Source organism: Mesorhizobium sp. M4A.F.Ca.ET.020.02.1.1, from assembly GCF_004022645.1.
Lineage (GTDB): Bacteria > Pseudomonadota > Alphaproteobacteria > Rhizobiales > Rhizobiaceae > Mesorhizobium.
On record NZ_RZOI01001008.1, the window covers coordinates 1 to 1688 of the forward strand.

Sequence of the window (1688 nt, forward strand, 5' to 3'; positions counted from 1 at the left end):
CCCCCCGCCGCCCCCGCCGCCACTGTCTCCGCCATCATGGTCGCCGCTGCTCGCGCCCTCGTGATCGCCGCTTTCGTGATCACCCTCGCCCCTGCCCTGGTCGCCGTCATGCTCGCCACTGTCGACCCGTCGCCTTCATGATCACCTTCGTCATTTTCGGCCACATCATGGTCGCGCTCATCGCCGGCGGTGGCGCCCTGGTCGTCATCGTCGGGCAGCGTCGCCGCCACCTCGCCGCCATGGTCCGAGAACTCGCCCGCAAGGCACTGCTGCGTTGCGAGACTGCCGAACAGGCTGACCGAAGCCGCCAGCAGCAAAGGAACAGCCTTCATCGTCGTCTCCATCCGGCACGTGGACCGCCATTGTCGAAGGCGGATCATTGTCCGGCCGGATTACGGCGCGCTTAAATGAGTATAAGCAATTTTAGCAGCTGCTTATTTTCGTAACGACCCGACGGGAGCCGACCCGGGCCTGCCGCTTGCGGCGGTCAGCGGCCGTAAAGCCCGATCTCGTCCGGCTGGATCGGGCCGGCGGCTTTCGACTTGACGTCGTCGCCCGTCAGCTGCTTCAGGGCCGCGTCAAGCCTGTCGCTGTCACTGCCGATCGGATCGATGATCGCATTGACGAACGTATCGAGCGAAACGCCGAGTTGGTCCAACCCCAGCTTCTTCTCGATCGCGATGATCTCGGAAGCAGATCTCTGTTTCAACGCCTCGACCGCGTTCTTGACGGCCGTGCCGTAGGACAACAGCGAAGCGTAGTCGCCATGGTCAACGCCGAACTCCTTGCCGACGCGCTCCATCAGCCGGACCTTGATGGCCGTGATGTTGAGGCTGTTCACGCTGAACATGGTCCCGGAGATCTTGGCCTGCGCCTGTTTCAGGGGCGAGCCCGAGCCGGCGAGGCTGGAGACGCCATTGGCACTCTCGGCGAGGCTGTCCTCCGCCGCATGTTGCGGGCGTTGCTGCTGCAGGATCAGCAGGGCGGCGTTGCTCAGTGCGGAGAGTGAAGACATTGCCGGTCTCGCGGGCCGGCCCGCTCGTCATGGAGGGCCGCGCCGGACATTCGAGCCAAGACATCATGCCTTGAGCGCAACAAGTCGGTTCGGCAAAGCGATAACCTGATGTCGATTAAGAATTTCCTAGGTCGATCGGCTCAACCGACGCGCCTGGCCGGCAAGTCAACCTCGCCGACCGCCCTGGCGACGATCGCCTCCAGCGGCTCGGGCCGGTGCAGCAGATAGCCCTGGCCGTAGGCGACGCCCATGTCACTCAGGATATCCAGCGCCACCCGCTGCTCGATCTTTTCGGCCACCACGCCGCAGCCGAGGCTCCTGGCGATGCCGGATATCGCCGAGACGATCTCGCGGTCGAAGCGGCTCTCGGCGATGTGCTCGACGAAGGAGCCGTCGATCTTGATGGCGTCGACGGGAAAGCGCCGCAGATATTCGAACGAGCTCATGCCGGCGCCGAAATCGTCGAGGCTGACACGACAGCGCCGTTCCCGCGCCTTGCGCACGAACGCCTCGGCGGCATCGAAATTGGTGACGGCCGCGGTCTCGGTGATCTCGAAGCCGATGCCGGCGGGCGGCGCTGGAACTGCACGGGGCGGCGATGCGCTCGGGCGCCATCTCGCTTGACTTCAACCTGTCGGCGCAGACGCTGAGCGACCCGCAGCTGTGGGAGTTC

At 64.9% G+C, this 1688-nt stretch carries 2 protein-coding genes and 1 pseudogene; all 3 read right to left on the reverse strand.

The annotated features are described in order from the left end of the window. On the reverse strand, nucleotides 1-332 hold a 332-nt coding region (locus EN742_RS34205; RefSeq protein WP_148670493.1), incomplete at its 3' end, for a hypothetical protein. A 155-nt stretch (nucleotides 333-487) separates the two neighbouring features. Continuing rightward, nucleotides 488-1015: a hypothetical protein gene (locus EN742_RS34210; protein ID WP_127405851.1), complete on the reverse strand. Its 528-nt coding sequence runs from the start codon at nucleotides 1013-1015 to the stop codon at nucleotides 488-490. Between the two features lie 140 nt (nucleotides 1016-1155). Further along, nucleotides 1156-1593: pseudogene (locus EN742_RS34215) on the reverse strand (EAL domain-containing protein); the annotation flags it as partial. Nucleotides 1594-1688: the final 95 nt, after the last annotated feature.

Excerpts from the sequence above, each read along its gene's own strand:
- EN742_RS34210 (WP_127405851.1), bottom strand. The coding sequence starts at position 1,015 with ATGTCTTCACTCTCCGCACTGAGCAACGCCGCCCTGCTGATCCTGCAG.